Genomic DNA, 25,783 nt, shown 5'->3' with positions numbered 1-25,783 from the left:
CTGTGAGATCGAGCGCCGAAAATATCAAGGCGATCTAAGATTTCCCGCCCACCCGCCGATAACCCGTACACAGCATCACACATGGCCGCTTGCCAGCCCTCGGGACATGATGCAACCTTGCCAGATACACCGCCGACCAGGCCGTGTCACCCTCTTCAAGCGAGTCTTCGATGAAAAGCCAACCCGATGCCGCCAGCCGTGTGGCGGCCGAGGTCGTCACGCAGCTACCCGTGCCCTCGCGGCTCGGCATGCTGCGCTTCGAAAGGCTCAACGAAGCCACGTGGGCAATGCTCTACCTGGACCCTGCCTGCGAGCGCCAGTTCGGCCTGCAGGCAGGCGAACTCTGCGCGCTGATCGATTCACCCTATGCCAGCCTGATGGAGCCCGAAGCCCGTTACAGGCTGCACGATGAAATCCAGTCGCAGCTGGCCCGGCGCGGCTATTACCGGGTGCGCTACACCTTGCATGCCCCTGGCGCTTCGCTACGCCTGCTGGAGGCCGGGGAAGCCTACAGGCAACACAATCGCCAACTGCTGCGCGGCTACCTGAGCGTGCTCGACGACCCGCCCGAAGACGCTAGCGACGCAGATGCCAGCGACCTGGAATCACGCAACAGCCGCCTGCAACTGGCCCTGAAGCTCAACCAGCGTGCCCAGCAAGAACAACTTGAACACCTGGAGCGGGTGCGTGGCCAGCAAGACCTGATCCTGCGCCTGGCCCGCCAGCGCTACAGCGCGGAGAACTCGCTGCTCGAAGCCGCCGAACTGATTACCCAGAGCGCCTGCGAAATCTACAAGGTCGACAGCGCCAGCATCTGGCACCTGGAAGACCAGCGCCTGGAGCCGATCAGCGCCTGGTACCGGCACGAACAGGAACACCGCCTGCCCGAAGCCATCGATGCCAGCCGCTTTCCCGATTACCTCGACGCCCTGCACGCCAGCCGCGCCATCGACGCGCATAACGCCAGCCACGACCCGCGCACCCGCGCCCTGACCCAAAGCCTGCGGCCCGACAACAAAGCCATGCTCGATGCCAGCGTGCGTGTCGATGGCCAGGTCATCGGCGTGTTGTGCCTGGAACAGAGCGGCCAGCCGCGGGCCTGGCAGTCCGACGAAATCGCGTTTGCCGGTGAGCTGGCCGACCAGTTCGCCCAGGTCATCACCAACCACAACCGGCGCACCGCGGCCAGCGCCCTGCACCTGTTCCAGCGCGCGGTAGAACAGAGTGCCAGTGCCTTCCTGCTGGTCAACCGCGATGGCGTGGTGGAATACGTCAACCCAAGCTTTACGGCGATCACCCAGTACAGCACCGACGAAGTCCAAGGCCGCCAACTGGCCGAACTGCCGGCGCTGGAAAACCTCAGCGAGCTGCTGTTCGATTCGCCTTCCAGCCTGGCCATGGGCAACAGCTGGCAGGGCGAATTCAAGAGCCGACGCAAAAACCTCGAGCCTTACTGGGGCCAGCTGTCGATTTCCAAGGTGTACGGCGATAACCGTGAGCTGACCCACTACATCGGTATCTACGAGGATGTCACCCAGACCAAGCTGGCCCAGCAGCGTATCGAGCGCCTGGCCTACACCGACAACCTGACCAACCTGGGCAACCGCCCGGCGTTCATCCGCAGCCTCGACGAACGCTTTGCCCGCAACGACGAAAACTCGATGTGCCTGCTGCTGGTGGACATCGACAATTTCAAACGCATCAACGACAGCCTCGGCCACCAGACCGGCGACAAGCTGCTGGTGAGCCTGGCCCGCCGCCTGCGCAACAGCCTGAGCGCCGGTGGCATCCTGGCGCGTTTTGCCAGCAACGAGTTTGCCGTGCTGCTCGACGATACCCGCCTGGAAGACGGCCAGGGCGTCGCCTTGCAATTGCTGCGCACCCTCGACAAACCGATGTTCGTCGACAACCAGCTGATCAACGTCACCGCCTCGGTGGGCCTTGCCTGCGCGCCGCTGCACGGCATCGACCCGGCGAGCCTGATGAAAAACGCAGGCCTTGCCCTGCACAAGGCCAAGGCCAACGGCAAGCACCAGGTGCAGGTGTTTACCGAAGTGCTCAATGCCGAAGCCAGTTACAAGCTGTTCGTTGAAAACAACCTGCGCCGCGCCCTGACCCAGAACGAGTTGGAGGTGTTCTACCAGCCCAAGCTGTGCCTGCGCAGCGGCCGCCTGCTGGGGCTGGAAGCGCTGCTGCGCTGGAACCACCCCGAGCGCGGCATGATCCGCCCGGACCAGTTCATCAGCGTGGCCGAGGAAACCGGCCTGATCATCCCCATCGGCAAGTGGGTGGTGCGCCAGTCGTGCCGCATGAGCCAGCAGTTGCGCGAGGCCGGCATGGGCAACCTGCACGTGGCCATCAACCTGTCGCCCAAGCAGTTTTCCGACCCAGACCTTGTGGCCTCGATCAGCTCGATCCTCAAGGAAGAGGCGCTGCCGCCGCACCTGCTGGAACTGGAGCTGACCGAAGGCCTGCTGCTGGAAGCGACCGAAGACACCCACCGCCAACTCGACGAACTCAAGGCCCTGGGCCTGACCCTGGCGATGGACGATTTCGGCACGGGCTATTCGTCGTTGAGCTACCTGAAGAAGTTTCCGATCGACATCATCAAGATCGACCGCAGCTTCATCAACGAAATCCCGGACAACCAGGACGACATGGAAATCACCTCGGCGGTGGTGGCCATGGCCCACAACCTCAAGCTCAAGGTTGTGGCTGAAGGGATCGAGACCCCGGCGCAGCTGGCGTTTCTGCGCAGGCACCGGTGCGATGTGGGCCAGGGGTATCTGTTTGATCGGCCGATTCCCGGGCGTGAGCTGGCCGAACGATTGAAGCGTTATCCGCGCGGTCCAATGGCCTGACAGCAGCCTAAAGCTCGGGCACTATAGAGACCATTCGTGCCCCTTCGCGGGGCAAGCCCGCTCCCACAAGTCCGTCCATGCATTCAGCCAGAACGGTAATCCTGTGGGAGCGGGCTTGCCCCGCGAAGAGGCCAGCACCTATCTACCTGACATACAGAGGAACGGCCATGGTCCTGCGTTCGGAAATCCTGGTGAACAAAAACGTCCTGCCAACCGCGGAACAGGCCCTGCCTGGCCGCGAAACGCCAATGTCCCTGCCTGAATTTCACTACGTCTTCAAAGACACGCCCCTGCTCGGCCCGTTCTTCGAAGGTGCCATCGACTTCGCCATCTTCGGCCTGGGTTGCTTCTGGGGCGCCGAGCGCCGTTTCTGGCAGCGTGAGGGCGTGGTCAGCACCGTGGTCGGCTATGCCGGCGGCTCCACCCCCAACCCCACTTACGAAGAAGTCTGCTCGGGCCTGACCGGCCACACCGAAGTGGTGCTGGTCGTGTTCGACAAAGACAAGGTCAGCTACCGCGAGCTGCTGGCGATGTTCTGGGAACTGCACAACCCGACCCAGGGCATGCGCCAGGGCAACGACGTCGGCACCCAGTACCGCTCGGCCATCTACTGCACCAGCCCCGAGCAGCTTGAACAAGCCAAGGCCAGCCGCGATGCCTTCCAGGCCGAACTGAACAAGGCCGGTTTCGGCACGATTACCACCGAGATCGACCAGGCACCAACCGTTTACTTCGCCGAGGCCTACCACCAGCAGTACCTGGCCAAGAACCCGGACGGCTACTGCGGTATCGGCGGTACCGGTGTATGCCTGCCACCCAGCCTGCAGGGCAACTGAACCATGGCCACGATGACCCTGTTCCACTCGCCGCTGTCGCCCTTCGTGCGCAAGGTCATGGTGATGCTGCACGAGACCGGCCAGCTTGACCGCGTCACCCTGCAGCCGGTGAACATCAGCCCGGTGAGCGGCGATGAGCAGCTCAACCAGGACAACCCGATCGGCAAGATCCCGGCCCTGCGCCTGGACGACGGCACGGTGCTGCACGACAGCCGGGTGATCTGCGAATACCTCGACCTGCAACACGTCGGCCTGCCATTGCTGCCGCGTGAAGGCTCGGCGCGCTGGCGGCGCATGACCTTGGCGTCGCAGGCCGATGCAATCATGGATGCGGCAGTGTTGAGCCGCTATGAGAGCTTCCTGCGGCCTGAAGACAAGCGCTGGCAAGGTTGGCTTGAGGCGCAAGGTGACAAGATCCGCCGCAGCCTGGCCAACCTGGAGCAGGAGCACCTGGCGGAGCTGATCTCGGGCTTTGATCTGGCGGCGATTGGCGTGGCGTGCGCGCTGGGGTACCTGGATTTGCGTCAGCCTGAGTTTGGCTGGCGTGAGCGCCAACCTGGGTTGGCGGCCTGGTATGCCGAGGTGATCAAGCGGCCGTCGATGGTGGCTACAGCTCCAGTGGCCTGACCGGCCTCTTCGCGGGGCAAGCCCGCTCCCACAAACCATGCAGCGCCGCCGGCACTGTGGGAGCGGGCTTGCCCCGCGAATGGGCTGCACAGCAGCCCCAGGCCCCACCTCGGTATCACAGGAAACAACTGCCCAATCCTGCGGGCCAACCACCGCCCGATCTCTCTGTCCTCCCTCATGCCGCCCTCCCCACCCGCGCCCAATCCAGCCGCCGGGTCAGCACCATGAATACACCCAGCAAACCAAAGCACAGCAACGACCCCATCAACAGTGCATAGTCTTCTGCACTGAGCAGCCCATAAAGCATCGCGTACAACGCTGCCAGCCCCGCCGCAAACCCAACCCCACGCCCCAGGCTGTGCAACACATGGCTGAGGTAGAAGCCGATCAGCAGCACACACGCCGAAGCCGATAGCCCGTATGCCGGGCCGAAGCCAATGTGCTCGGACAACGACAGCAACAGCAGATAGAAAAACGCCAGCGCCACACCGACCAGGATGTACTGCACCGGGTGCACACTCAGGTTCTTCAGCACCTCGAACAGGAAGAACCCGGCAAAGGTCAGGGCAATGAACAGCAAGGCATACTTGATCGCCCGTTCGCTCTTCAGGTACTGGTCCACCGGATCGACAAAACTGACGCCGAAGGTGCGACCGCTGAAGTCCTCGCATTGCCCGGCAGTGGCGCACTGGCGCAGGGCATCTTCAAGGTTGGTGGCGAAGAACGACGTCTGCCAGTGCGCAGTGAAGCCTTGGGCATCGATGTCGCGGCGGCTGGGCAGGTAGCTGCCGATAAAGCTTGGGTGCGGCCAGTTGGCGCGCAGATCGACACTGCTGGTACGGCCAACCGGCAATACATGCAACTGGCCAGTGCCTTGCAGCGCCAGGTCGAAGCCGTAGCTGAACGCACGCGCCTGCAAACCATCCAGCCCTGGCAGGCTGGCATGCACGCCACCGCGCATCCAGTCGAGCCCGGTCCCGGCTTCGAACGGCAACTTACGTTCGTCGAGCATCAGCTCCAGGCCATTCTCGATGCCGCGAATGTCGCTGATACCCACTACCAGAAAGGGCGTGTCGAACCGGTAGTCTTCGTAATCCTTGTCGATACCCCAACGCTCAGGGAGTTTGAAACGGCCACTGATACGGCCTTTGGCGTGAAACAGCCTGGCCTGGTAAATGCCGCGAGATCGTAGCTCGGTATCGACACCCAGGTCGGCGTCGAAGGTTTCCGGCAGGAAGTACAGATGGCCGGCAATTGTGCTGGTCTCCTGGGTACGCTCGCCGTCCTTGTCGATCCAGCGGCGCTGGTACTTGCGATAGGGCACCACCAGCAATGGCCCACTGAGCTGCTGCTCGAAACTGGCGCTCTGGGCGATGTCCCGCACCACGCTGTCACGCAGGTTCTGGCGCTCGTCGATGAGCCCATTGATCATCAGCAGGGGGATCAGCAACAACAACATCAGCAAGGCAATCATGCCGAGCTTGAATCCAAGGGTCTTGTTCATGGGGCCTCCTTTGGCAGTGGGCGCAGTGTCTGCGCCTTGCGTGGAGGCCTTGGGGAGACTGTGTGGAGATTGAGTGTTTTTCAGCTGATACGCCGCACCGGCAGCCACAACCGTACCCGCACCCCGCCATCGACGTTATCCACTGCCAGCGAACCGCCATGCAGTTGCATCACCTCGGCCACAAAATTCAGCCCCAGCCCAGTACTCTTGCGCCCACTCCCCGGCCGCGGCAGCGAGTAAAACCGCTCACTCACCCGCCCGATGGCATACGCCGGTATCGCCTGCCCCTGGTTGAACAGGCTCAAAGCCACCCGCCCACCATCGCGCTCCAGCTCGAACAACAGCGCGCCACCGGCCGGAGTAAAGTCCAGCGCATTGTCGAGCAGGTTGGCCAATGCCTGGCGCATCAGGAACGGGTCGCACAACAACCGCAGCCCTGCCGGCACCCGCTGTCGCACTTGCAGGCCCGCCCCTTCGATGCGTGCCGCATGGGCCAGCAACAACTCGTCGACCAGCGCCGCCAACGCCACTTGCTGCTCATCTTCCAGCGCCTGCATCTGCTCGACCCGGGCCAGGTTGAGCAGGCGCTCGATCATCTGCTGCAAGCGCTCGCTCTCGCGCTCGATGTTGCTGGTAAAACGCGCCCGCTGCTCGGCCGGCATGTCGCCCTGCAGCAGCTCGGAGGCCCCGCGAATGGCCGCCAGCGGGCTTTTCAGCTCGTGGGTCAAGGTGTGCACGTAGCGCTCGACGTAGGCCTTGCCTTCCAGTTGCGTGCGCATGCGCTCCACTGCATTGGCCAGGTGCGCCAGCTCACCGCCCTTGTAATGCGGCAATGCCGCCCGCTCACCTTCGCTGACCGCCTGAGCGTAACGGGCCAGCCTGCGCAGCGAACGCGCCAGCCACCACGACAGCGCTGCGCCAATCAACAAGCCCAGGCCAATCAAGCCCAGGCCCAACGTGAGCAAACGCTGCTCGGAGCGGTCGATGTAGGGTTGCAGCGAACTGTTGGGCTTGGCCACGGTAACCACGCCGATGATCTGGCCGTCATCGATGATCGGCGCGGCCACGTGCATCACCGAGGTGCTTTCGTCATCGGCGACACTGCGCGTGGAGCGGGCGCCGTACTCGCCGCGCAGGGTGAGGTAAACGTCATTCCACTTCGAGTAATCCTTGCCCAGGCCCTCACCGCTGGAGTCGAGCAGGACTATGCCTTTGGCGTCGGTCACGTAGATGCGGTGGCTGACCTGGTTTTTCGCCAAGCCCCAGATCTGCGCGCCCGGGCTACGCGAGCCATAAGCCTTGAGCACTTCAGGCAAACGGCTTTGCCCGAGGGTGCCGGCCTTGACGTCATCGTGCAGGATTTCTGCCAGCAGGTTGGCGGTGTCTACCAGGGTTTCTTCGGACGATTGGCGCACCACCGGGCGGATCTGTTCGCGCACCGTGTTGAGCAGAAAATACCCCGCCAGCCCGACGAACAGGAAGTACACCAGGAAGATGCGGATGCCCAGGCGCATCAGGCGTGATCCGGGCTGTAGCTGTAGCCGAGGCCGCGGTGGGTCTGGATCGGCTCTGCCTCGCTGGCGATCAGGCGCAACTTGGCGCGCAGGCTCTTGATGTGGCTGTCGATGGTGCGCTCGTAGCCCACGTCCGAGGCCACGCCTAAGGCATCAAGCAACTGCTCGCGGCTGAAGACCCGCTGGGGCTGTTCCAGCAGGCATTGCAGCAGACGAAATTCATGGCGGGTCAGGCTCAGCGGCTGGTTACGGTAGCTGATCTGCATGCGCAGGGTGTCGAGTTGGAACAGCATTGCCGCTGCGGCGGGCTCAACACGTGGCGCCATGCGTTTGAGGATCGCCCGCACCCGTGCAGCCACCTCGCGCGGGCTGAAGGGTTTGACCACGTAGTCGTCGGCACCGATCTCCAGGCCCACCACCCGGTCAATTTCGCCATCACGGGCGCTGAGGAACATCACCGGCACTTCGCTGAAGCGGCGCAGTTGGCGGCAGGTTTCGAAACCACTGATATCGGGCAGGCCGATGTCGAGGATGATCAGGTCGGCCGGGCGCTGGCGCTGCTGGTCGAGGGCGGCGCTGCCCAGGGTCACCCATTCGGTGCTGTGGCCATCGGCCTGCAGGGCGTAGACCAAGGTGTCGGCAATGGCGGCTTCGTCTTCGACGATGAGGATATGGGGCATGGTGCGCGGCCTGTGCAGAGATCGATGGCGACGCACTATTGTGTAGGAGCGGCCTTGTGTCGCGAAAGGGCCGCAGAGCGGCCCCGGCAAAATCTGCAGCAACGCTGAAATCGTGGGGCCGCTTTGCGGCCCTTTCCGACCGGTCCGGCGCCCCGGCAAGGCCGCACCTACAAGGGGCCAGTCAGGTTCCAGGTCAGCAGTCTGGCTTACCAGCGGTGAACTTCTTGGCCGGGTTGACCGCCGCCTTGAATTCACGCAGTGCCTTGGAGCCGATCAACAGCGGGTAGTTGAAGCTGCTGCGGTCCACCAGGTTCACTTCTACAGTGCGCTTCACGTCACCCAGGCACAGCTCAAGGTCCACCACCGGGCGCTTGGAGATTTCCGGCGCATCGCCCTCTTCCTCTTCGTCGGCACGGCCTTTGATTTTGCTGATGCGCGACACCTTGTGCTCGTAGACCTTGCCGTCGGACTCTTTGGTCGCCAGGCGGAAGCGCACCCACTCATCGCCATCGCGGGTGAACAGCTCGATGTCCTTGGCCGACAGCGATGCGGTAAAGGCACCGGTGTCCATCTTGGCCTTCAGGGTCTCGCCAATTTCCGGCAGGCTAATGTTTTCGTAACGGCCATAAATCGTCGGCTCGGCGGCCATGACCGGCAAGGCGAACAGCGACAACAGGGCAAGCAGTGATTTCACGGGTTACGCTTCCTTGATTGCAGACAGTGCTTAGACTGCACGAGTTGAATAGGTTCGTCGTCACACGGTAATCAACACAATGTGAAACATTTGTCCTCGCCGCTGGGCATTGGACATTTGGCGTGGGCCGCATCGCTGCTTATCATTGCCGGCCGTTTTTATCTGACAACAAGAGTTTTTTTATGCGTCGCCTGCTGACCGGCATTCTCACAACCCTGCTGCTGCTGCTCAACACTGTGGTGATGATCTGCCCGCTGATGGTCTTCGCCCTGCTCAAACTGGTGCTGCCAGGCCGTGGCCGTGACTACGCCTCCGCTGCGGTGATGTGGTTTGCCGAAACCTGGTCGGAGATCGACAAGGCGATCTTCGCCCTGTGCATCCCCACCCAGTGGGACATCCGCGGCGTCGAGCGCCTGCACAAGGACACCTCGTACCTGGCCGTGAGCAACCACCAGACCTGGGTCGACATCCCCGCGCTGATCGAAAGCCTCAACCGCCGCACGCCGTTCTTCAAGTTCTTCCTCAAGAAGGAGCTGATCTGGGTGCCGCTGCTGGGCCTGGCCTGGTGGGGGCTGGATTACCCGTTCATGAAGCGCTACAGCAAGGCGTTTCTGGACAAGCACCCCGAGCTCAAGGGCAAGGACCTGGAAATCACCAAGGCCGCCTGTGAGCTGTTCAAGCGCCAGCCGGTGACTGTGGTCAATTACCTTGAAGGTACACGCTTCACTGAGGCCAAGCGCCAGGAGCAGCAGTCGCCTTACCGCTACCTGCTGAAGCCCAAAGCCGGCGGCGTCGCCTTTGTGCTGGCGGCGTTGGGTGAGCAGCTGGATGCGCTGTTGGACGTGACCATCGTCTACCCCGGCAACCAGGCGCCTGGGTTCTGGGACTTGCTCAATGGCAGCATCAGTCGGGTGATTATCGACATTCAGGTGCGTGAGCTGGACCCGGCATTGTGGGAGGGGGATTACGAGAATGACCCGGCCTTCCGGCAGACCGTGCAGGCTTGGGTGAACCAGCTGTGGTTGGAGAAGGATCAGCGGATCGAGCAGTTGCGGGCTGAAATGAGATGAGATCTCTATCGCCTGTTCCGGCCTCTTCGCGGGCAAGCCCGCTCCCACAGGATGTCCACACTTTTCGAGTGCAGTGAGATAACTGTGGGAGCGGGCTTGCCCGCGAAGAGGCCCGCACATGCACAGCACAAATCCGATTAAAACCGACGCTAATAATCAGCATAAGGATTACTTCTTTGTCACCTTCCACCTAAGTGGATAAAAATCGACCAAAGCACAATTACAAAAAATTGCCTGGATCGATCGATGGCCAACCAAACCAGCTCCAACCCCGCCCAACTTCGTCGCGTCCTGGGCCTGCCCGCCCTGGTGTTCTTCGGCCTGGTGTACATGGTCCCGCTGACCATCTTCACCACTTACGGCATCGTCACCGAACTCACCGGTGGCCGCACCGCAGGCGCCTACCTGGTCACCCTGGTGGCCATGTTGTTCACCGCCGCGTCCTACAGCTTCATGGTCAAACGCTTCCCGGTCGCGGGTTCGGCGTATTCCTATACCAACATGGCCTTTTGCCAGAACGTTGGTTTCCTGGCGGGCTGGTCGCTGCTGCTCGATTACTTGTTCCTGCCAATGATCAACTACCTGCTGATCGGCCTGTTTCTCAACATCGCCTTCCCAGCGGTGCCCGCCTGGGCCTTCGTGCTCGCCTCCATCGCCCTGGTGACCGTGCTCAACGTGGTCGGCATCAACTCGGTGGCTAAGACCAGCAACCTGATCGTCGGCGCGCAGATCGTGTTCATCGGTGTGTTCGTGGCGTTGTCCTGCCAGACCCTGGCCGGCCAACCGGTAGACCTGCTCTCGCCGCTGATGGGTGACGGCTCCCAACCTGGCTTCGGCCCGCTGATGGCGGGTGCTGCAGTGCTGTGCCTGTCCTTCCTTGGCTTCGATGCCGTCTCGACCCTGGCCGAGGAATGCCGCGATGCCCGCCGCGATGTGCCACGGGCAATCATCCTCACCACGCTGTTTGCCGGAGTGCTGTTCACCGCGCTGGCCTACGTCAGCCAGCTGGTGCTGCCAGGCAGCACCTTTGCCAATGCCGATGCGGCAGCCAACGAGGTGATGTTCAAGGCAGGCGGGCAATTCCTGGCCAACTTCTTCACCGCAGCGTTCGTTGCCGGCAGCCTGGGTTCAGCACTGGCCTCGCAGGCGGCGGTGTCGCGCATTCTGTTCACCATGGGCCGTGACAACGTGCTACCACGCCGTAGCTTCGCTTACCTGTCACCGCGCTTTGGTACGCCGGTGTTCGCCATTTTGCTGGTGTCGGCGTTCTCGCTGCTGGCGCTGGTGATCGACCTGTCCACCCTCGCTTCGCTGATCAGTTTCGGCGCGCTGGTGGCGTTCTCGGCGGTGAACCTGGCAGTGGTGAAGACCCACCTGATGGACGATGCCAGCCAGCGTAATGCCAAGGGGTTGTTGAGTTATGGCGTGGTGCCGCTGGTGGGGTTGGGGCTGACACTGTGGCTGTGGACCAGCCTGTCGGCGCTGACGTTGGTGATTGGGTTGTGCTGGTTTGCGCTGGGGCTGGCGTATCTTGCCGTTCTGACTGCCGGCTTCCGTCGTCCGGTTCTACTGACGGACTTCTCCGAGGCGGGCTGAGGTCCGCCGCAAGTACTGACAATTCTGCCAGTTGTGCGTGGCCTCGCGAAGACAAAGACTTACGTAACACCGTCTTTTGCGAGGTACCCGCCATTGAGAACAGCCGCCCTGGCCTACACCCCATACGGATACATCGACAGTCAAGCTTGGTTGGCCACCCTGCTTGGCTTCAATGGCGAAAAGAACGATCCGCTCACCAGCATCTACCCATTAGGACAAGGTTACCGTAGCTACAGTCCAACCCTGATGCGCTTCCATAAGCCCGATAACCTCAGCCCCTTTGGGCAGGGCGGATATAACACTTACGCATACTGCAACTGTGATCCGATCAATTTCTGGGATGACACAGGTCATGCGCGAACATTTGCTCAGCTACGGAAGTTCTGGGTTGAACATAGCCAGTCGGCCCAATCCTCAACTACCCGGTTGATACGAGCGCCAAAAAAGAAAGTGACATTTAACAGAAAGATAACTGGCCGTATCTATCCGGGCGAACACGACGTACAGACAGGCAGGCTTATTGAAGAAAAACAGTCATTACAAGTTTACATTCACAAGTTCACTCAGCGCGTAAAACGAAAAACAGAAGACTTCAATTTTCTCATGGAGCCATCGACGCCTGACCTCGCGAAAAGTTTTGGCATCAGTGAGAAAAGATACCAGACTTCGCTGGAGGCACTCGCCACATGGCTTGACGACGCGCAAGATCGGTTGAAAAACCTTAACTCCACACTCAGAAGCTATCGAGTCTAATGGTCAAGCATGAGGAATATCTGATGAGTCGTGCGTCGCTTCGCGCTTATACACCTTATGGGCATTTTCACTATAGCCTTTCAAATCAGCAACTGCTCGGCTTCAATGGCGAACTGCTAGAAAGGCACTCTGGAACGTACCTGCTTGGCAATGGCTATCGTCCGTACAACCCGATAATCATGCGATTCCTTGCGCCTGACAGCTGGAGCCCGTTCGGCAAGGGGGGGCTGAATGCCTATGGCTATTGCGCAGGAGACTCCATTAACAATGTAGATCCAGATGGGCATGCTGTTGTCAATCGATTACGCCGCCACGCCGCCATACTGACGCCCGATGTTCCTCCCCCCCAAACGGCCCAGCATCTCAATCGCTCCCTCAACAGGCAGGGCTTGCAGACCGGACGCAGCGATCCGCTCACTCCTCCACCGCAAATTCAGCAGCCACGCGCCAATAGAAACCCACTGGCAAACGGTGGTCGAATGCCGTTTGAAGACCGGAGAAATCCAAGCGTGCCATTGAGTGAGGTCGTAACTCTGGCCAAAGAACTGGCGGGGGCGAAGCGGTCCCTTGCAGATGCTCCAGCGTTTCTGACATACGTGCATGAACCGAAAATGCGTGCCAATTACCTTGCGAATCTCGCCAGCATCCGTAGTGAAGTGCCAAAACAGCAAGATCGATTGAACGTGGCGATGGTCAGGTGGTTCCACTCCTGACCAACCCCATGTCCAGCCCAATCAAACCGATGGCGTATTCACTGGCGCCGGCGTGGTCCACAGGCTCCCCAGGTTCTGCAGCAACGACCCGGCGATGCCCTGCTGGCCCAGGTACTGCAGAATCAGAGGGGCAAACTGGCCGATCATCCCGGTGTCCATCCCCAGCGCCTTGAACGCAGTGTCCAGGTCGTTGCGGTTCTCGACGTTGTTGCCCAGGGCATTGCTCAGCGCCGACTGGCTTTCGCTGTTCTTGCCCAGCAAATCGCCCAGCCCGCTCAACCCGCCGAGTGCGTTGGCACCCGACAGCAGGTCCAGCCCAGGCACGGCTTTGGTCAGCTGGCCATAGTCGTCAGAACTCAGGTTATTACGCGCCAAGCCCAACATCGCCCCCGCCCCGCCCACGGCCTGTTCCGGGGTGATCTTCAGTTCACTGCCCAACGTGTTGAGCAAATTGGCCTGCGCCTCAGGCGCCTGCACCTGGCCCTGTTGTTTCTGGTTTTGCATGGCAGACACGGCATTGGCGGCATCGCTGAGGTTGAAGGCGAACACCGGGCTTGCGGCCAGGGTCATCAGGGTTGCAAGGGTGAATGCTTTCATTGAGAGGGACCTCGTGGGCCGGGATGGCTGCGGAAACGAATGGTTTGACTAAAAAAACCAACCTTTGTTCCGAGCCGATCACAAGCGCATGTCGCCGGTCATCGATAAGCGCTGCGCGACGGCAGGCTGCGGTGGAGGTACTTAAGAAAGCACATATACCAATTGGAGCATTTCAAATCCCTAGTATTTTTACCAGTTGCTAGTCGATTCTTCGGCAGTCATGCTTGAGACGTTCACCTCATCCAGCAGAAGTCCTGCCAATTAATCGGCCATGTATCTCACCATTGGAAGTATTCGCATGCTTACCAGACCCAGCACTAGAAAATTTCTCTATCAAAATGGCGAACTTAGCACCATTATAACCAATGAGGAAAGTCTAATACTTTTTCGCCACATGGCCAAGTTGCTTTCCGAGCGGAGCACAACCCATGGACAAGCGCTTACAGCAGGCAATCAAAGCAACTCCATACTGATTACAAAAAGCGCCGAAAAACAAGAAGCACGCGCCTACTCTCCATACGGATACGAACCCTATTTTCACACAGCATTCACAACGACAGGTTTTAACGGGAAACCAATCGAGAATTTCTTAGAAGGTTACATGCTCGGTAACGGTCATAGGTTATTCAAACCAGAGACCATGCGCTTTTACTCTCCCGATGAAATCAGCCCTTTCGGCGCTGGTGGACTTAACGCTTACGCCTACTGCTCGGGAGACCCGATAAACTTCCTCGACCCATCAGGTCGTTCTAGAGCAACCACCCTTTACAAGTCTCTAAAAAACATCTTCCCCACGCCAACAAAAAAAATGTAGGCGAACAAGGTCATTATGACTATATCACCTCGCCTCCCAGCTATGCGAAGGTACTCTCCGAGCACCCCAGCGAGCTTTCTACTGCTAAAGCTTTCCTCCGCGAGGATCTAGTCTCGCAAACAAAAATATTTGAATTCCACAAAAATGAAAAATCAGCATACCTCCAGGCCGCCTTCAACGAACATAAGAAGACGAAAAAACTCTTCCAAATGCCTAGTACAAAAAAATTACACAAAAAAACTGAGAACGAATTTAGAGCACAATACAAACACCACAAAGAACTGGAAGATAATGCCCTCGGGAAAATTGATCAGATCAAAACCTCGCTCGCACGGATCAGAACCGCAGAAAGCTAGAAAACAGCGACGTGCGGCGACGCCCCAACTGCCGCACGAACTCTTGCGACTTGTCTTCATACTCGGCTCAAGCGAGGCTGAGGCATGCAACTGGCGCAGAACCGCACCTAAATGAAAAGCCCCTCGACAGGAGGGGCTCTTCTTACTCAACGATGCTTACGCAGCACCCCACATCTTGTGCGGGTCGATCACAAACTTCTTCGGCACCCCTGCATCAAACTCGCCATACCCTTCCGGCGCCTGATCCAGGTTGATCACCTGCACGCCCACCACTTCAGCGATGTTGATCCGATCCCACATGATCGCCTGCATCAGCTGGCGGTTGTACTTCATGGTCGGGGTCTGGCCGGTGTGGAAGCTGTGCGACTTCGCCCAGCCCAGGCCGAAGCGGATGCTCAACGCGCCGATCTTGGCGGCGGCGTCGGAGGCGCCCGGGTCTTCAGTCACGTACAGGCCCGGGATACCGATACTGCCGGCGACGCGGGTAACCTGCATCAGCGAGTTCAGCACGGTGGCCGGGGCTTCATGCTTGGCGCCTTCGTGGCCGTGGCCGCGGGCCTCGAAACCGACAGCATCCACCGCGCAATCCACTTCTGGCTCGCCGAGGATGTCGATGATCTGCTCGTGCAGCGGGGTGTCCTTGGACAGGTCCACTACTTCGAAGCCCTGGGACTTGGCGTGTGCCAGGCGGGCCTGGTTGAGGTCACCCACGATCACGCAGGCGGCGCCCAGCAGACGCGCCGAGGCAGCAGCGGCCAGACCAACCGGGCCAGCACCCGCGACGTAAACGGTGCTGCCTGGGCCAACGCCCGCAGTCACGGCGCCGTGGTAGCCAGTCGGCAGAATGTCGGACAGGCAGGTCAGGTCACGGATCTTCTCCATGGCCTTGTCGCGATCCGGCAGTTTCAGCAGGTTGAAGTCAGCGTACGGCACCAGCACATATTCGGCCTGGCCACCGGTCCAGTCGCCCATGTCGACGTAACCGTAGGCACCGCCAGCGCGGGCCGGGTTGACGGTGAGGCAGACACCGGTGTGCATCTCTTTGCACGAGCGGCAGCGGCCGCAGGCAACGTTGAACGGTACCGACACCAGGTCGCCTTTTTTCAGGCGTTCGACATCACGTCCCAACTCGACGATTTCACCGGTGATTTCGTGGCCCAGAACCAGGCCGACCTGGGCAGTGGTGCGGCCGCGGACCATGTGCTGGTCGGAGCCGCAGATGTTGGTGGAGACCACCTTGAGAATGACGCCGTGTTCGATCTTCTTGCCGCGCGGGTCCTGCATTTTCGGGTAGTCGATCTTCTGCACCTCGACCTTGCCGGCGCCGAGATATACCACTCCACGATTGCCAGACATGCTCTTACCTCGCTTGATTATTATGTATGCAGCATTGGTTGAAGCGCCGCCATCCATGGGCGGCATGTGTTACTGGAATGCAGGGAATTGTGGGCCTGATGGGGCGGGGGGCAGTGACTGGAAACGACAGAAAGATGCCTTTTTACGGCAGGGAAAAATGTGTTGGGCCATTCGCGGGCAAGCCCGCGAAGAGGCCGGAACAGACTGTCAGAGAACGACAGTCCTGTTGGCGTTCAGGAACACCCGCCGCTCAATGTGATACCCCACCGCCCGCGCCAAGGTCAGGCACTCGATATCCCGCCCCTTGGCAATCAGGTCCTCGGGATAATGGCTGTGATCCACCACCTCGACCCCCTGGGCAATGATCGGCCCTTCATCCAGGTCGTTGTTGATGTAGTGCGCCGTAGCGCCAACCATCTTCACGCCCTTGTTGTACGCCTGGTGGTAAGGCTTGGCGCCCTTGAACCCCGGCAACAGCGAGTGGTGAATATTGATCGCCCAACCGTCCAGGCGCCGGCACAACTCGGGCGACAACACCTGCATGTAACGGGCAAGGATGACCAGTTCAGCGCCAGTCTCCTCGATCACTTGCAGCACCTTACGCTCTTGCCCGGCCTTGTCGTTGGGGTCGAGGGCAAAATGGTAGTAGGGAATCTTGTGCCAGTGCGCCAAGGGTTCGAGGTCTGGGTGGTTGGACACCACCGCAACCACGTCCATGCTCAGTTGCCCGATGCGCTGGCGATACAGCAGGTCGTTCAGGCAGTGGTCGGCCTTGGACACCATGATCACTACCTTGGGGCGATGATTCGGCGCGGTCAGCTCGAAAGCCATGCCAAACGCATCACTGCGTTCGGCGAGGCCGGCACGAAAGCCGACCTCATCAAAATCGTCCGGCTGGCGGAACTCGACGCGAATGAAGAAGCGCCCCGACTGCCGGTCATCGAAGGAGTGGTGCTCCGTCACGTAGCAGCGCTGCTCGAAGAGGTAACGCGTCACCACGTCGACGGTACCGAGCATGCTCGGGCAGTCGGCGGTGAGAATCCAGGTATCCGGTGCCCGACTCATGTTCTGCTCTCCTTAGGCCTCGATGCTCAGGCCGAACTCGGCCGAAGCGTCCTGCAGCCACAGCCACCAGTAGTCGGCGAAGCTGCGGCGAATCACCAGTTCCCAGGTGTCTTCGGCGGTGCGGCGGATCACCAGTTGCGACTTGGCGAACACGGTGCCGACGGCCTTGCCCACTGGGAAGTTGTTTGGGTGAACATCATAGCTGGTGGACTTCATCAGCACTTCACGCACGTTCGGGCCGCGCAGTTCCAGCAGGCTTTGCCCGCCGCTGACGTTAACTACCTGGATGTGCTGGCCTTCAAGGGCCGCGCGCAGTTTTTGCTCAACGGCAAACTCCTGGCCGCCTGGGACGATCAGCAGCCACTCGTCGGGGCCCATCCACTGCAGCGACATGTCGCTGTTGGCAACCACGGTCAGGGCCACCGGCAGCTCCAGGCCCAAGGCCTTGTGCACGCCTGCGGCGAATTCCGGATTGTGGCCGTCGCCACGCAGGGTCAGGTGACCGAGGAGTTTTTTCTCACGCAGGGTCACGCCTGCGTTCTTGCGGCCTTTGCCAACCAGGCTGGCCAGGTCGGCATGGTGCAGCGGCGACTGAGCCTTGGCTTCGGCGCCGGGGTTTTGCTGGAAGACGTTGATAGCGCTCATTTCTTACCTGCCTTGAATTCTGTTGTCCGTAAGACCGGAGGTCAGATGCAATGCCCGAATGCTAGCTGTGGCCTGTGGGAGCGGGCTTGTCCCGCGAAGAGGGCGGTGAAGCCACCATCGCATTCGCGGGGCAAGCCCGCTCCCACAGGGCTTGCATTTCAAGCAGACCTATCTCAGGGCCTTAAACGTTCTGCCGCTCACCCTTCGGATCGAAGAACACCGAAGACACGATTTCCGCCTCGATCACGCTGCCGTCGGCCTGCGGCGAGTACACACGCTCGCCCATGCGCTTGAGGCCGCCTTTGACCACACCCATGGCGAACGAATAGCCCAGGGAGTTGGAGGCATAGCTGGAGGTGACGTGGCCGACCATGTCCATCGGGATCGGTTGCTTGGGGTCGAACACCAGTTGCGCGCCCTCAGGCAGCCACTGGGTCGGGTCCACAGGCTTCAGGCCGACCAGCTGCTTGCGGTTGTCGCGCAGGCAGTCTTCGCGGTTCATGCCACGCAGGCCGATCCACGAGAACGGCTTGTTGCGGCCCACACACCAGCTCATGTTCAGGTCGTCCGGGTTCATCGAGCCGTCAGTGTCCTGGCCCACGATGATGAAGCCCTTCTCGGCACGCAGCACGTGCATGGTCTCGGTGCCATACGGGGTCAGGTTGTATTGCTTGCCCGCCTCGATGATCTTTTCCAGCACGCCCATGGCGTAGTTGGCCTGAACGTTCACTTCGTACGACAGCTCACCGGTGAACGAGATGCGGAACACACGGGCCGGTACGCCAGCGACGGTGCCTTCCTTCCAGGTCATGAACGGGAAGGCGTCCTTGTCCAGGTCGATGTCGTCGGTCAGCGCGCTCAGCAGCTTGCGGCTGTTGGGGCCGGACAGGGTCATGGTCGCCCAGTGGTCGGTGACCGAGGTGAAGTACACCTTCATCTCTGGCCATTCGGTCTGGTGGTACAGCTCCAGCCACTGCAGCACGCGGGCGGCGCCGCCGGTGGTGGTGGTCATATAGAAGTGGTTGTCGCCGACGCAGGCGGTCACGCCGTCGTCGAAGACCATGCCGTCTTCCTTGCACATCAGGCCGTAGCGGGCCTTGCCCACGTCGAGCTTGGTCCAGGCGTTGCTGTAGATGCGGTTGAGGAACTCACGCGCGTCCGGGCCCTGGATGTCGATCTTGCCCAGGGTCGAGGCGTCGAGCAGGCCGACGCTGTCACGCACGGCCTTGCACTCGCGGGCCACGGCGGTGTGGATGTCTTCACCGGCTTTCGGGAAGTACCAAGGGCGCTTCCACTGGCCGACGTCCTCGAACTCGGCGCCGTTCTTCACGTGCCAGCCATGCAGCGCGGTGAAGCGTACGGGCTCGAACAGGTGACCACAGTGGCGGCCCGCTACTGCACCGAAGGTTACCGGTGTGTAGTTGGGGCGGAACATGGTGGTGCCCATTTCCGGAATGGTGATGCCGATCGAACGGGCGGCGATGGCCAGGCCGTTGATGTTGCCCAGTTTGCCCTGGTCGGTACCGAAGCCCAGCGCGGTGTAGCGTTTGACGTGTTCGACCGACTCGAAACCTTCACGGGTGGCCAGCTCGATACCGGCAGCGGTCACGTCGTTCTGTTGGTCGACGAACTGCTTCGGCCCTTTGCTGCCCTTGTCGTGCGGCACCTGGAACAGTGCCACGGTGGCTTCTTCCTTACGCGCCACGGTTTTCGGCAAGGTGCCGGTGCTGGCCTTGAAACCGGCTTCAGTGGCTGCGCGAACGCCGCCTTCAAAGCCATCGGCAATCACGTCGCCGAGGGCGTAGACGCCATGGATACCACCGACGCAAACGCGTTTTTGCGGGGCATCGCCCGGCACGAAGCCGAGGATGTCATCGCGCCATACCGGGCGACCGCCCAGGTGCGATGCCAGGTGGACGATCGGGCTGTAACCACCGGAGCTGGCGATCAGGTCGCACTCAAGGGTTTCGCCTGGGCTGGTGACTTTATGGGCCTGCACGTCGATGGCGGCCACGCGGGCGCCGGTCACGTGCTTGCTGCCTTTGGCCTCGACCACGGCGCTGGAGGTGAGGATGCGGATGCCCTTGGCACGTGCTTCTTCAACCAGCGAGCCACGTGGATTGTGGCGAGCGTCGGCGATGGCGACCACTTGCAGGCCTGCGTCGTGCCAGTCCAGCGCGGCGCGGTAGGCGTGGTCGTTGTTGGTCGACAGCACCAGCTTGCGGCCTGGGGCCACGCCGTAACGGCGCACGTAGGTAGACACAGCACCGGCCAGCATGTTGCCCGGCACGTCGTTGTTGCCGTACACCAGCGGGCGCTCGTGGGCGCCAGCGGCCAGTACCACACGGCCGGCACGCACACGGTGCACGCGGTGACGCACCTGGCCGATCGGCGCGCGGTCGCCGAGGTGGTCGGTAAGGCGCTCGTGGATGGTCAGGAAGTTGTGGTCGTGGTAGCCGTTGACCGTGGCGCGAGGCAGCAGGGTTACTTCAGGCAGGCTTTCCAGCTCTTTGACTACGGCATTCACCCAGTCAGCGGCAGGCTTGCCGTCGAGGGTTTCGCGGGTGTCGAGCAGGCTGCCACCGAACTCTTCCTGTTCATCGGCGAGGATCACGCGGGCGCCGCTGCGGGCTGCTGCCAGGGCGGCGGCCAGGCCAGCAGGGCCGGCGCCGACAATCAGCACGTCGCAGTGCTGGTTCATGTAGTCGTAGCTGTCCGGGTCGTTCTGCAGCGGCGCACGGCCAAGGCCTGCCGCTTTACGGATGTACTTCTCGTAAGTCATCCAGAACGATTTCGGGTACATGAAGGTTTTGTAGTAGAAGCCCGGCGGCATCATGCTGCCGCCGACCTTGCCGAGGATGCCCATGACGTCGTTGTTGACGTTCGGCCAGCCGTTGGTGCTGGTGGCGACCAGGCCTGCGTACAGCGCCTGCTGGGTGGCACGCACGTTGGGGATCTGGGTGGCTTCGCTGGAGCCGATCTGCAGGATGGCGTTCGGCTCTTCGGTACCGGCGGCGATGATGCCGCGCGGGCGCGAGTACTTGAAGCTACGGCCAACGATGTCGACGCCGTTGGCCAGCAGCGCGGCGGCCAGGCTGTCACCGGCATAACCTTGGTAGGTCTTGCCGTTGAAGGTGAAGTTCAGGACCTTGCTGCGGTCGATACGGCCGCCGCTGGCGAGGCGATAGGTCTGGCTCATACTTTTTCCCCTTGGCCTTTGACGGTCGACGGTGCGCTGTTTTGCTTGCCGTTGGCGGTCACCTGCGGCTTCTCGCCAATCTTGTAGGTTTCCAGAATCTCGTAGGTCACGGTGTCGCGGGTGACGTTGAAGTACTGACGGCAGCCGGCAACGTGGTCCCACAGTTCATGGTGAATACCGCGCGGGTTGTCGCGGAAGAACATGTAGGTACCCCACTCCTCGTCGGAGCAGGCAGCAGGGTCCAGCGGGCGGGCGATGTGCGCCTGGCCAGAGGCGTGGAACTCTTCTTCGGAGCGCAGCTCGCCGCAGTGGGGACAAAAAATATGCAACATGACGGTGTCTCCGGTTAGTGGGCGACGGCGGCGGCGCCGTGTTCGTCGATCAGTGCGCCGTTGTAGAAACGGTCCATGGAGAACGGCGCAGCCAGCGGGTGCATCTCGCCTTTGGCCAGGCTTGCGGCAAAGACGTTGCCCGAGCCCGGGGTCGCCTTGAAGCCGCCGGTGCCCCAGCCGCAGTTGAAGAACATGTTCTTGACCGGGGTCTTGGAGATGATCGGGCAAGCGTCCGGCGAGGTGTCGACGATGCCGCCCCACTGGCGGTTCATGCGCACGCGCGAGAGGTTGGGGAACATCTCGACGATGGCCTGCAGGGTGTGCTCGATCACCGGGTACGAACCGCGTTGGCCGTAGCCGACCCAGCCGTCGATACCGGCACCGATCACCAGGTCGCCCTTGTCGGACTGGCTGATGTAGCCGTGCACGGCGTTGGACATGATCACGCTGTCGATGATCGGCTTGATCGGCTCGGACACCAATGCTTGCAACGGGTGCGATTCCAGCGGCAGGCGGAAGCCGGCCAGTTTGGCCATGTGCCCGGAGTTACCGGCGGTGACCACGCCGACGCGCTTGGCGCCGATGAAGCCTTTGTTGGTTTCGACACCGATGACCGCGCCGTTTTCCTTGCGGAAACCGATCACTTCGGTCTGCTGGATCAGGTCCACGCCCAGGGCGTCGGCGGCACGGGCGTAACCCCAGGCCACGGCGTCGTGACGGGCAACACCACCACGGCGCTGAACGGTCGCGCCGAGGATCGGATAACGGGTGTTCTTCGAGCAGTCCAGGTACGGGATTTCGGCCGCGACCTGGGCGGTGTTCAGCAGTTCGCCATCGACGCCATTGAGGCGGTTGGCGCTGACACGGCGCTCGGAGTCACGAATGTCCTGCAGGGTGTGGCACAGGTTGTAGACGCCGCGCTGGGAGAACATCACGTTGTAGTTGATGTCCTGAGACAGGCCCTCCCACAGCTTCATGGCGTGTTCGTACAACTGCGCCGATTCGTCCCACAGGTAGTTGGAGCGCACGATGGTGGTGTTACGGGCGGTGTTGCCGCCGCCCAGGTAACCCTTCTCGATCACTGCAACGTTGGTGATGCCGTGTTCCTTGGCCAGGTAGTAGGCCGTGGCCAGGCCATGGCCGCCACCGCCGACGATGACCACGTCGTAGACCTTTTTAGGGGTCGGCGTGCGCCACATGCGCTGCCAGTTTTCGTGGTGGCTGAGGGAGTGTTTGAAGAGGCCGAAGCCCGAGTAGCGTTGCATGGTCGTTTACTCCACTCAGCGGTAAACAGGGAAGTCTGCGCACAGCGCCGCGACGTTCTTCGCCACATCGGCTTCGACGTCAGCGTCACCGAGGTTGTCGAGGATGTCGCAGATCCAGCCGGCCAGGGCCACACACTGGGCGACCTTGAAGCCGCGAGTGGTGACGGCCGGGGTGCCGATGCGCAGGCCCGAGGTGACGAACGGCGACTGCGGGTCGTTCGGCACGGCGTTCTTGTTGACGGTGATGTGCGCGCGGCCAAGGGCGGCGTCGGCATCTTTACCGGTGAGGCCCTGGCGGATCAGGCTGACCAGGAACAGGTGGTTGTCGGTACCACCGGAAACCACGTCGTAGCCGCGGTCAATGAACACCTGGGCCATGGCCTGGGCGTTTTCGATCACTTGTTGCTGGTAAGCCTTGAAGCCAGGCTCCAGCGCTTCCTTGAAGCACACGGCCTTGGCGGCGATGACGTGCATCAGCGGGCCGCCCTGGGCGCCCGGGAAGACTGCGGCGTTGAGCTTTTTCTCGATCTCTTCGTTGGACTTGGCCAGGATCAGGCCGCCACGCGGACCACGCAGGGTCTTGTGGGTGGTGGTGGTGACCACATCGGCGAACGGGATCGGGTTCGGGTACAGGCCAGCGGCAACCAGGCCGGCAACGTGGGCCATGTCGACGAACAGCAGCGCACCGACCTTGTCGGCAATGGCGCGGAAGCGTGGGAAGTCGAGGGTCTTGGAGTAGGCCGAGAAGCCGGCCACGATCATTTTCGGTTTGTGCTCGACCGCCAGGCGCTCGACTTCGTCGTAGTCGATCAGGCCGGTGTCGGTGTTGATGCCGTACTGCACAGCGTTGTACAGCTTGCCCGAAGACGACACTTTGGCGCCGTGGGTCAGGTGGCCGCCGTGGGCCAGGCTCATGCCCAGGATGGTGTCACCGGCCTGCAGCAGGGCCAGGTAGACCGCGCCGTTGGCGGAAGAACCGGAGTGCGGCTGGACGTTGGCGTAGTCAGCACCGAACAGCTGCTTGGCGCGCTCGATGGCCAGTGCCTCGACCTTGTCCACGTGCTCGCAGCCACCGTAGTAGCGCTTGCCTGGGTAGCCTTCGGCGTACTTGTTGGTCAGGCCGCTGCCTTGGGCCTGCATGACGCGCTTGCTGGTGTAGTTCTCCGAGGCGATCAGTTCGATGTGATCTTCCTGGCGCTGTTCTTCGGCATTCATCGCCGCCAGCAGTGCGTCGTCGTAACCCTGGATCTGGTCTTGCTTGCTGAACATCGTGTATCTCCCGGCAGCGATCGTTTTTTGTCGTGGGGCACTGTGGCCCTTTATGGCGATGTTATGACTGGCGGGGTCGGGTCAGATGCCTGCGCACGCCTTGCAATGGCGCGTTTACGACATTGGCATTTGTGTTGTGCATGCCGGCCTCTTCGCGGGGCAAGCCCGCTCCCACAATGGCCGCGTGCACAGGGCCACTGTGGGAGCGGGCTTGCCCCGCGAAGAGGCCGGCATGCACAACGCATAAGTGGAGGTTGCACAGTTGTATAGGCAACTGCTGAATCGATGGTTTAGAGTGCTGATCTGCGTCGTTCACAGGACCGTGCCATGACAGATAAGAGCCAACAATTCGCCAGCGACAACTATTCCGGCATCTGCCCCGAAGCCTGGGCCGCGATGGAGAAAGCCAACCACGGCCACGACCGCGCTTACGGCGACGACCAGTGGACCGAGCGTGCCTCGGAATACTTTCGCAACCTGTTCGAAACCGACTGCGAGGTGTTCTTCGCCTTCAACGGCACCGCCGCCAACTCCCTGGCCCTGGCCTCGTTGTGCCAGAGCTACCACAGCGTGATCTGCTCCGAGACCGCCCACGTCGAAACCGACGAATGCGGCGCGCCGGAGTTCTTCTCTAACGGCTCCAAGCTGCTGACTGCGCCCAGCGTCAACGGCAAGCTGACGCCACAATCGATCCGCGAAGTGGCGCTCAAGCGCCAGGACATCCACTACCCCAAGCCACGCGTCGTCACCCTCACCCAGGCCACCGAAGTGGGCACCGTGTACCGCCCCGACGAGCTCAGGGCGATCAGTGCCACCTGCAAGGAGCTGGGCCTGAACCTGCACATGGACGGGGCACGCTTTACCAATGCCTGCGCGTTCCTCGGTTGCAGCCCGGCCGAGCTGACCTGGAAGGCCGGTGTCGATGTGCTGTGTTTTGGCGGCACCAAGAACGGCATGGCGGTGGGTGAGGCGATCCTGTTCTTCAATCGCCAGCTGGCGGAAGATTTCGACTACCGCTGCAAGCAGGCCGGGCAGTTGGCGTCGAAGATGCGTTTCTTGTCCGCGCCCTGGGTCGGGCTGCTGGAAGACGGCGCCTGGCTGCGCCATGGCAACCACGCCAACCACTGTGCGCAGTTGCTGGCATCGTTGGTCAGTGACTTGCCGGGGGTGGAGCTGATGTTCCCGGTGGAAGCCAACGGGGTGTTCCTGCAGATGCCGGAGCCAGCGATTGAAGCGCTGCGTGGCAGGGGCTGGCGGTTCTATACCTTCATTGGTAGTGGTGGGGCGCGGTTCATGTGTTCGTGGGATACCGAGGAAGCGCGGGTGCGGGAACTGGCGGCGGATATCCGCTCGATCATCACTGCCTGACAGATCGCATTCGCGGGCAAGCCCGCTCCCACAGGGTTGTGCATGCCCCTGTAGGGGCGGGCTTGCCCGCGAATGCGATGGCAGCAGCTCCAGCGATCTAAAGCCTGAACCCACTCATCTGCCGCGCCAGGTCATCAGCCAAGCCACGCAACGCCTGACACTCCTCCCGGCACCCCTGCACCTCCGCCGCCGTTTCCCGGGCCAGGTCGGAAATCCCCTGCACAGTCCGGTTGATCTCCTCAGTCACCGCCGATTGCTCTTCAGTCGCTGTAGCCACTTGGTGGTTCATGTCGCTGATGTGCTCGACCTGATCGGTAATCGCCCCCAACGAGGCCCCGGTACGCTGGCTCGACTCAACGCCACAGCCCGTCGCCTGCTGCCCGGCCTGCATCGACGTCACCGCTGAACCGGCCCCTTGCTTTAGGCGCTGGATCATTTGCTGCACTTCATCCGTGGACAACTGGGTTCGCCGCGCCAGGGTACGTACTTCATCGGCAACCACGGCAAAGCCACGCCCCATCTCCCCTGCCCGCGCCGCCTCGATGGCAGCATTCAACGCCAAGAGGTTGGTTTGCTCGGAAATACTGCGGATCACCGCCAATACTTCATCGATCGAGGCGACTTCATCGGCCAACTGCGCTACCGCATCCGCAGCCTTGCCGATGTCAC

At 61.4% G+C, this 25,783-nt stretch carries 20 protein-coding genes and 2 pseudogenes; 9 read left to right on the top strand and 13 right to left on the bottom strand.

Annotated elements, in window-relative coordinates:
* Positions 1-170: 170 nt before the first annotated feature.
* The 3 genes from ACSSU5_RS12460 to ACSSU5_RS12450 all read left to right on the top strand — a co-directional run bounded on the left by ACSSU5_RS12460 (position 171) and on the right by ACSSU5_RS12450 (position 4,324).
* Positions 171-2,861 (top strand): putative bifunctional diguanylate cyclase/phosphodiesterase, encoded by a 2,691-nt coding sequence (locus ACSSU5_RS12460; RefSeq protein WP_264310628.1) that lies wholly within the window; start codon positions 171-173, stop codon positions 2,859-2,861.
* A gap of 167 nt (positions 2,862-3,028) precedes the next feature.
* On the top strand, positions 3,029-3,697 hold the full coding sequence (msrA, locus tag ACSSU5_RS12455; RefSeq protein ID WP_492561252.1) for a peptide-methionine (S)-S-oxide reductase MsrA: 669 nt from the start codon (positions 3,029-3,031) through the stop codon (positions 3,695-3,697).
* A gap of 3 nt (positions 3,698-3,700) precedes the next feature.
* The gene (locus ACSSU5_RS12450; protein ID WP_492561251.1) at positions 3,701-4,324 is read left to right on the top strand and encodes a glutathione S-transferase; all 624 of its coding nucleotides are present in this window, start codon (positions 3,701-3,703) and stop codon (positions 4,322-4,324) included.
* A gap of 175 nt (positions 4,325-4,499) precedes the next feature.
* Here the strand turns inward: ACSSU5_RS12450 and creD are convergent, their stop codons facing one another.
* From creD to rloA2, 4 genes are all read right to left on the bottom strand, one after another.
* Complete coding sequence (gene creD, locus ACSSU5_RS12445; protein ID WP_492561250.1) at positions 4,500-5,828, bottom strand: cell envelope integrity protein CreD; 1,329 nt, start codon at positions 5,826-5,828, stop codon at positions 4,500-4,502.
* An 80-nt stretch (positions 5,829-5,908) separates the two neighbouring features.
* Entirely contained in the window at positions 5,909-7,342 is a 1,434-nt protein-coding gene (gene creC / locus ACSSU5_RS12440; protein ID WP_264310632.1) for a two-component system sensor histidine kinase CreC, read from the bottom strand.
* Positions 7,342-8,022, bottom strand: coding sequence for a two-component system response regulator CreB (gene creB / locus ACSSU5_RS12435; protein ID WP_264310633.1), 681 nt, complete (start codon positions 8,020-8,022; stop codon positions 7,342-7,344). Before creB ends, creC begins: the two co-directional genes overlap by 1 nt.
* A 193-nt stretch (positions 8,023-8,215) precedes the next feature.
* Positions 8,216-8,716 (bottom strand): retropepsin-like aspartic peptidase RloA2, encoded by a 501-nt coding sequence (gene rloA2, locus ACSSU5_RS12430; protein WP_264310634.1) that lies wholly within the window; start codon positions 8,714-8,716, stop codon positions 8,216-8,218.
* 182 nt (positions 8,717-8,898) lie between these two features.
* On the opposite strand from rloA2, the gene yihG reads away from it, so the two are divergent.
* From yihG to ACSSU5_RS12410, 4 genes and pseudogenes are all read left to right on the top strand, one after another.
* A complete protein-coding gene (gene yihG / locus ACSSU5_RS12425) occupies positions 8,899-9,786 on the top strand; it encodes a 1-acylglycerol-3-phosphate O-acyltransferase, YihG family (protein WP_492561249.1) in 888 nt (295 codons plus the stop codon).
* A 246-nt stretch (positions 9,787-10,032) separates the two neighbouring features.
* Entirely contained in the window at positions 10,033-11,382 is a 1,350-nt protein-coding gene (locus tag ACSSU5_RS12420; RefSeq protein WP_492561248.1) for an APC family permease, read from the top strand.
* 93 nt (positions 11,383-11,475) lie between these two features.
* Positions 11,476-12,135, top strand: coding sequence for an RHS repeat-associated core domain-containing protein (locus ACSSU5_RS12415; RefSeq protein WP_492561247.1), 660 nt, complete (start codon positions 11,476-11,478; stop codon positions 12,133-12,135).
* Positions 12,135-12,422, top strand: a pseudogene (locus ACSSU5_RS12410) (RHS repeat-associated core domain-containing protein); the annotation flags it as partial. The gene ACSSU5_RS12415 and the pseudogene ACSSU5_RS12410, both read left to right, overlap by 1 nt.
* Positions 12,423-12,869: 447 nt before the next feature.
* Here ACSSU5_RS12410 and ACSSU5_RS12405 read toward each other — a convergent pair.
* Entirely contained in the window at positions 12,870-13,445 is a 576-nt protein-coding gene (locus ACSSU5_RS12405; RefSeq protein ID WP_264310638.1) for a DUF2780 domain-containing protein, read from the bottom strand.
* 298 nt (positions 13,446-13,743) lie between these two features.
* On the opposite strand from ACSSU5_RS12405, the gene ACSSU5_RS12400 reads away from it, so the two are divergent.
* Positions 13,744-14,259 carry an RHS repeat-associated core domain-containing protein gene (locus ACSSU5_RS12400; RefSeq protein ID WP_492561246.1) on the top strand — a complete coding sequence of 172 codons (516 nt, stop codon included), beginning with the start codon at positions 13,744-13,746 and terminating at the stop codon, positions 14,257-14,259.
* Positions 14,260-14,771: 512 nt separating this feature from the next.
* Here ACSSU5_RS12400 and fdhA read toward each other — a convergent pair.
* The 7 genes from fdhA to ACSSU5_RS12365 all read right to left on the bottom strand — a co-directional run bounded on the left by fdhA (position 14,772) and on the right by ACSSU5_RS12365 (position 23,746).
* Positions 14,772-15,971, bottom strand: a complete 1,200-nt coding sequence (gene fdhA / locus ACSSU5_RS12395) for a formaldehyde dehydrogenase, glutathione-independent (RefSeq protein ID WP_027594311.1) — start codon at positions 15,969-15,971, stop codon at positions 14,772-14,774.
* 207 nt (positions 15,972-16,178) lie between these two features.
* A complete protein-coding gene (gene purU, locus ACSSU5_RS12390; RefSeq protein ID WP_264310639.1) occupies positions 16,179-17,036 on the bottom strand; it encodes a formyltetrahydrofolate deformylase in 858 nt (285 codons plus the stop codon).
* Positions 17,037-17,048: 12 nt separating this feature from the next.
* The gene (locus ACSSU5_RS12385) at positions 17,049-17,681 is read right to left on the bottom strand and encodes a sarcosine oxidase subunit gamma (RefSeq protein WP_264310640.1); all 633 of its coding nucleotides are present in this window, start codon (positions 17,679-17,681) and stop codon (positions 17,049-17,051) included.
* Positions 17,682-17,862: 181 nt separating this feature from the next.
* The gene (locus ACSSU5_RS12380; protein WP_492561245.1) at positions 17,863-20,880 is read right to left on the bottom strand and encodes a sarcosine oxidase subunit alpha; all 3,018 of its coding nucleotides are present in this window, start codon (positions 20,878-20,880) and stop codon (positions 17,863-17,865) included.
* On the bottom strand, positions 20,877-21,212 hold the full coding sequence (locus tag ACSSU5_RS12375; RefSeq protein ID WP_027594307.1) for a sarcosine oxidase subunit delta: 336 nt from the start codon (positions 21,210-21,212) through the stop codon (positions 20,877-20,879). Before ACSSU5_RS12375 ends, ACSSU5_RS12380 begins: the two co-directional genes overlap by 4 nt.
* Before the next feature lie 14 nt (positions 21,213-21,226).
* Positions 21,227-22,477: a sarcosine oxidase subunit beta family protein gene (locus ACSSU5_RS12370; protein WP_008089646.1), complete on the bottom strand. Its 1,251-nt coding sequence runs from the start codon at positions 22,475-22,477 to the stop codon at positions 21,227-21,229.
* A 15-nt stretch (positions 22,478-22,492) separates the two neighbouring features.
* Positions 22,493-23,746: a serine hydroxymethyltransferase gene (locus tag ACSSU5_RS12365; protein ID WP_016484535.1), complete on the bottom strand. Its 1,254-nt coding sequence runs from the start codon at positions 23,744-23,746 to the stop codon at positions 22,493-22,495.
* A 327-nt stretch (positions 23,747-24,073) separates the two neighbouring features.
* Between ACSSU5_RS12365 and ACSSU5_RS12360 the strand changes: the two genes are divergently transcribed.
* On the top strand, positions 24,074-25,114 hold the full coding sequence (locus tag ACSSU5_RS12360) for a threonine aldolase family protein (RefSeq protein WP_492561244.1): 1,041 nt from the start codon (positions 24,074-24,076) through the stop codon (positions 25,112-25,114).
* A 97-nt stretch (positions 25,115-25,211) separates the two neighbouring features.
* Here the strand turns inward: ACSSU5_RS12360 and mcpH are convergent.
* Positions 25,212-25,718, bottom strand: a pseudogene (mcpH, locus tag ACSSU5_RS12355) (methyl-accepting chemotaxis protein McpH); the annotation flags it as partial.
* Positions 25,719-25,783: the final 65 nt, after the last annotated feature.

This window comes from Pseudomonas sp. E1MeOHC2, assembly GCF_058745025.1.
Note: the sequence above shows the minus strand (reverse complement) of the source record. Positions and strands in the feature narration are given on the sequence as shown.